The 5,956-nt window shown below is 51.1% G+C and carries 4 protein-coding genes; 1 reads left to right on the top strand and 3 read right to left on the bottom strand.

The window, feature by feature from the left end; genetic code table 11:
• Positions 1 to 457: 457 nt before the first annotated feature.
• The 3 genes from ABYT30_RS14270 to ABYT30_RS14260 form a co-directional block, all read right to left on the bottom strand.
• The gene (locus ABYT30_RS14270; protein ID WP_373082963.1) at positions 458 to 943 is read right to left on the bottom strand and encodes a peptidylprolyl isomerase; all 486 of its coding nucleotides are present in this window, start codon (positions 941 to 943) and stop codon (positions 458 to 460) included.
• Positions 944 to 1,070: 127 nt separating this feature from the next.
• Positions 1,071 to 2,018: a LysR family transcriptional regulator gene (locus tag ABYT30_RS14265; RefSeq protein ID WP_373082964.1), complete on the bottom strand. Its 948-nt coding sequence runs from the start codon at positions 2,016 to 2,018 to the stop codon at positions 1,071 to 1,073.
• Between the two features lie 226 nt (positions 2,019 to 2,244).
• Complete coding sequence (locus ABYT30_RS14260; protein ID WP_373097162.1) at positions 2,245 to 4,431, bottom strand: malate synthase G; 2,187 nt, start codon at positions 4,429 to 4,431, stop codon at positions 2,245 to 2,247.
• 352 nt (positions 4,432 to 4,783) lie between these two features.
• Here ABYT30_RS14260 and ABYT30_RS14255 point away from each other — a divergent pair.
• Positions 4,784 to 5,956, top strand: a 1,173-nt coding sequence (locus ABYT30_RS14255) for an isocitrate lyase (RefSeq protein WP_373097159.1), incomplete at its 3' end; no start/stop codon positions are given.

Here is a 5,956-nt window from a genome sequence, read left to right as displayed (position 1 = left end):
TGGGCGAACATCGCCGCTTGCTGCCTATGGGACATGTAATTTATTCCAAGCTTATTATTATCGAGAACGCTGCGCGATCTTTAGTCCACGGGGCAGATAAGCAAACCAGCAATTAAATCCCAGTCCATCGCTGCCACACCGCGACCAATTGATAATAAGGTGCCCCCTCAAAAAAGACAACCACTTGTTGCCATTAGAGGCAATGATCCGCCACACGACCTCAGATATGTCGACATCCGAGTCTTGAGCTATTTATCAATTTTTGCGACAGAGCCCCCTCAAAAGCCAAGCCAGCAAAATGACAGGCCTGTGGCATTTGCCAATAAAGCAAAGATGAAAACGTTTGGTTAGGGGCTAAGATGAGAATAGCGAAGAGAAACACTAAACTTGTGTTTATAAAGATAGCAAAAAGGGGCCGAAGGGCCCCTTTTAATACAGCACAAGAAAACGCTAAAACTTAGTGCTGGTGACCGCCGGCGCCATGGACATGGCCGTGACTGAGTTCTTCTTCGCTGGCAGCGCGCACTTCGGCAATGCTGACATCAAACTGCAATACCTGGCCAGCCAATGGGTGGTTGGCATCAACCGTTACAGACTCGTCGTCTACAGCTTTAACAACAACCGTTTGCACTTGTCCCTGCGCGCCCTGCGCCTGGAACTGCATTCCGACTTCAATTTGATCGACGCCCTGGAAGGCTTCACGTGGCACAGCCTGAATCAGCTCCGCATTCAGTTCACCGTAGCCGTCTTCCGGCTGAACAGTCACTTGCATCGCGTCACCAACGGTTTTCCCCGTCAATTCACGCTCTAAACCAGGAATAATACCACCGTGACCATGCAGATAGGCCAGTGGCTCTTGCCCTTTCGACGTGTCAATCTCAACGCCAGCTTCGTCGGTCAGGGTGTAGTGAAAAGCCACTACGCAATCGTTAGCAATAATCATGGGAGCCTCCCGTTAAAATAAGCCGGTAAGCATGACAGTTTTGGCCGACAAGGTCACGCCACGCGGCCAATTTATTGCTTAATTGGCGAGATTCGACGATCAGAGCGCAATATAAAAGAAGTTAGCTTCAAGCTCTTCCCGAGATTTCCTCGCCTACCTCGACAATACGCCGACGCAACCAAATATGACCCGGGTCGTGCTGTAGCAACGGACTCCACGCTAGCTTGAGTTCAATGGGGATAATCATGAACGGGGGTTTACGCACCGCTAAACGCGGGTCATCTACATATAAATTGGCGACTTGCGTCGGCAGAGTCGCGATTAGGTCCGGGTGTTTGGCCAATAATGCCGCCACTTGGTAATGGCGAGTAAACACGCGAATCTGGCGCTCGTGACCGCATTCCGCCAAGGCCTCGTCTACCCAGCCAAGGCGCTGACTATCGCGCTGACTCATGCCGCGACCAACCCCCATACCCGTCTTACTCACCCAAATATGCGGCGCGGCTAAAAACGCGTCCATATCAAAGTTGCTCAGAGCAGAATTGCCACTGCTCATCAAGCAAGAGAAGCTGTCTCGCCATACCGTGGCCTGGTGAAAAGACTGGGGCAAGCGATCAAAACGGTTGATCGCCATGTCGATCTTGCCCTGCTCCAAGTCCTGAAAAGTGACGTCGCTGGGAGTCAAAATATCTAATGTGATATTTGGCGCTTCATCACGGAGCTTAAATAGCAGCGGCATTAGTAGGGTCGACTCGGCGTAATCGCTGGCCATAATCCGAAACACACGACTACTCTTGGTAACTTCAAAATCAGAAACCGGTAATACCGCCTGCTCCACCGCCGACAGAATAGTGCGCACCTGCGGCTGTAATTCTAGGGCTCGCTCAGTAGGGGTCATGCCCTCGCTGGTGCGGACTAATAAAGGGTCGTTAAACAAATCCCGCAAACGCCGCAGACCGTTACTCAAAGCAGGCTGCGTAATGCCTAATTGCTCAGCTGCGCGAGTTACGTTTTTCTCCCGCAGCAACACGTCGAGATAGACCAGCAGGTTTAGATCGATTCGCGATAGATTCATACTAAGAATAACTCCGCAGGGCTTTATAGTTTGGGGTGATTATGGGGGTTTTTAAGCTTTGCTGCCAGCGGCAGCAAACTAGGTCTGGCGTCGGACGCCGGATGTCGGACGTAAAGGCCGCAATACCTTCGTCTGACGTCAGACTTCCGACACCCGACTTCGCAATAAAAAAGGCCCGGATAAATCCGGGCCAAGCCTCACTGACAGGAAAGGAATCGTTTACAGATCAAGCCTTAGCTTGAGCTTTGTATTCTATACGGCGGCGATGAAGCACTGGTTCGGTGTAACCGCTAGGCTGTTCGCAGCCCTTAAAGACCAGCTCACAGGCAGCTTGGAAGGCCACGCTGTCGTCAAAGTTTGGCGCCATTGGCGTATAGCTTGGGTCACCGGCGTTTTGACGGTCAACAACGGCTGCCATGCGCTTGATGGTTTCCATAACTTGCGCTTCAGTACACACACCGTGATGCAACCAATTAGCAATGTGCTGACTGGAGATACGCAAGGTCGCGCGGTCTTCCATCAAGCCAACATCATTGATGTCAGGTACTTTAGAGCAACCCACACCGGCGTCGATCCAGCGCACGACGTAACCGAGCATGCCCTGGGCGTTGTTATCCAACTCTTGCTGGATTTCTTCGGCGCTCCAATTGGGGTTCTCGGCAACTGGGATGCTTAAAATATCGTCCAGTGCCGCGCGCTGACGGTTAGCTAACTGCGCCTGTACCGATTTCACATTAACCTGGTGGTAGTGCATAACGTGCAAGGTTGCGGCAGTCGGTGATGGCACCCATGCGCAGTTGGCGCCGGCCTTCGGATGGGCAATTTTTGCCTCCATCATCGCGGCCATTTCGTCGGGCATGGCCCACATGCCTTTACCGATTTGCGCTCGGCCACTTAAGCCACACGCCAAACCAATATCAACATTCCAATCTTCGTAGGCGCTAATCCACGCCTGCTTTTTCATATCAGCCTTGCGCACAAACGGGCCGGCTTCCATGCTGGTGTGAATCTCATCGCCGGTGCGATCCAAGAAGCCAGTATTGATAAAGATAACCCGCTCAGGTACCGCAGCAATACAGGCCTTGAGGTTAACCGTGGTGCGGCGCTCCTCATCCATGATGCCGATTTTCAAGGTGTTGCGCGGCAAACCAAACGCGTCTTCAACCCGCGAAAATAATTCGCCAGCAAAGGCCACTTCTTCAGGGCCGTGCATTTTCGGCTTAACGATATAAACACTGCCGGTGCGTGAATTGCGCAGTGAGCCAGTTTGCTTAAGATCGTGCATCGCCGCCAATACGGTGACCATGGCATCCATAATACCTTCTGGCACTTCATGGCCGTCGGCATCAATAATCGCTTCGTTGGTCATCAAGTGACCCACGTTGCGAACGAGTAGCAGGCTGCGGCCATGCAATATTTTTTCGCCACCGTCAGCAGCAGTAAAGACGCGGTCACCAACTAGGGTACGAAGCGATTCTTTACCACCTTTAACAAGCTTCTCTTGAAGGTCGCCCTTCATTAAACCCAGCCAGTTCCGGTAGACCTGAACTTTGTCGTCAGCATCAACCGCGGCAACCGAGTCTTCGCAGTCTTGGATTGTAGTAAGCGCTGACTCCAGCACAAGGTCTTTAACCCGCGCGGGGTCATCTTTGCCAATGGGGTGCTGGTCGTCGATTTGAATATCAATGTGCAGACCGTTATTCACTAACAAGATATTGCTCGGATTAGCGGCATCACCAAGATAGGCAACAAACTGCTCAGGCTGCTGTAATTCCGTAACAGAGCCGTCGGCCAAACTCACCGCCAATGCGCCATTTACAACGCTATACAGGGTCGCATCAGCATGACTACCGCTGGCCAGCGGCGCGCTGCTGTCCAAAAATTGGCGGGCATATGCGATAACTTTTGCACCGCGCACAGGGTTGTAGCCCTTGCCTTTATCAGCGCCATCAGCCTCTGAGATAACATTGGTGCCGTAAAGCGCATCATATAAGCTACCCCAGCGCGCGTTCGCAGCATTCAGGGCGTAGCGCGCATTCATTACCGGCACTACCAGCTGAGGACCTGCTAAATTGGCGATTTCCTCGTCAACATTTTGCGTCGACACCGCGAAATCAGCGGGCTCGGGAAGCAAGTAACCAATATCAGTTAAAAATGCCTTATACTTTTCAGCGTCGAATTGACCACGATTGTCCCGGTGCCAGCCGTCAATTTGGGCCTGAATCTGCTCGCGTTTAGCTAATAAAGCGCGATTTTTAGGCGCAAGGTCTTTAATCACCGCGGCCATTGCATCCCAAAACTGGCTGGAGCTAATACCGGTGCCGGGCGCGACCTCCTCGTTGACCAAGCGATAAAGTACATCGGCAATCTGTAAACCTGCGTGCTGCACCCTAGAATTGGCCTGCGAAGACATAGAAACTCCTTTAGAGAAATGAAGAATTCGATTTAAACGGTATAATCAATATAGACGACCATCCTAGCACCCGAGGATAATTCTGCAAATTTATCCTTATTATCTTTACTATTTTATTGCTGAATGCGGATGCAAGCTCTTCTTGCTATAATAAGCCAGCTCACGCTCGGCCCGCACCTCTAATATAGACATTTAAGCAAGGCGGCCGCTCCCACGCGGCAAAATCAAACGCCGGCACAGATATTCATATACAAAATATCCAACATAATAACTATAAATTAGATAAATTTAACCGCCGAGCGTAAACTAGCCAGCGTTAACAACCTAAAACGCAACAAAATAGGGACCACATATGTCAACTCTACAAGCAGACATCCAGGCAGTTGCCTCACTTAAAGAACAAGCAGGTAGCAGCTGGGACGGAATCAACCCCGAGTATGTCGCACGCATGCGCGCCCAGAACAAATTCAAAACCGGTCTAGACATTGCCAAATACACTGCCGACATCATGCGTGCAGACATGGCCGCGTTTGACAAAGACAAAACCAAATACACTCAGTCTCTGGGTTGCTGGCATGGTTTTATTGGTCAGCAGAAGATGATTTCTATTAAGAAACACTTCAACGGCAAAACTGATCGCCGCTACTTGTACCTGTCTGGCTGGATGGTTGCCGCTCTGCGCTCTTCCTTTGGTCCCCTGCCTGACCAATCAATGCATGAAAAAACCGTTGTTGCCGACCTAGTACGCGAGCTCTACACCTTCCTGCGTCAAGCCGATGCACGTGAGCTGGGCGGCTTGTTCCGTGCTCTGGATGCTGCTCGCGAAGCTGGCGACACCGCGGAAGAAGCTAAGATCCAAGATCAAATCGACAACCATGTTACTCACGTAGTACCTATTGTTGCAGACATCGACGCTGGTTTCGGTAACGCTGAAGCGACTTACCTGATGGCCAAGCAAATGATCGAAGCTGGCGCTTGCTGCCTACAGATCGAAAACCAAGTTGCTGACGAAAAGCAGTGCGGCCACCAAGACGGCAAAGTAACCGTACCTCATGCCGACTTCCACAATAAGCTGCGCGCATTGCGTTACGCTTTCTTAGAGCTGGGTGTCGACAACGGCGTTATCGTTGCACGTACCGACTCCGAAGGTGCTGGTCTGACCAAAGAAATCGCCGTTGTTAAAGAGCCAGGCGATCAGGGCGACATTTACAACTCGTTCTTAGACGTTGAAGAAATCAACGTAGCTGACATGGCTGAAGGCGATGTTTGCTTCAACCGTAATGGCAAGCTGGTTCGTCCTAAGCGTTTACCTTCTGGCTTGTACCAGTTCCGCGAAGGTACTGGCCACGAGCGTTGCGTATTCGACTGTATCGAAGCAATCAATGCTGGCGCTGACCTGCTTTGGATCGAAACTGCGGTTCCAACTGTTCACGAAATCAAAGGCATGATGGACGAAGTTCGTAAAGTTCACCCAGATGCGAAGTTGGTTTACAACAACTCTCCTTCTTTCAACTGGACACTTAAC

The sequence above is a fragment of the Zhongshania sp. genome, assembly GCF_041623545.1.
Classification (GTDB): domain Bacteria; phylum Pseudomonadota; class Gammaproteobacteria; order Pseudomonadales; family Spongiibacteraceae; genus Spongiibacter.
Note: the sequence above shows the minus strand (reverse complement) of the source record. Positions and strands in the feature narration are given on the sequence as shown.

Coding starts and splice junctions, on each gene's coding strand:
- ABYT30_RS14270 (WP_373082963.1), bottom strand. CDS start 943: ATGATTATTGCTAACGATTGCGTAGTGGCTTTTCACTACACCCTGACC.
- ABYT30_RS14260 (WP_373097162.1), bottom strand. CDS start 4,431: ATGTCTTCGCAGGCCAATTCTAGGGTGCAGCACGCAGGTTTACAGATT.
- ABYT30_RS14265 (WP_373082964.1), bottom strand. CDS start 2,018: ATGAATCTATCGCGAATCGATCTAAACCTGCTGGTCTATCTCGACGTG.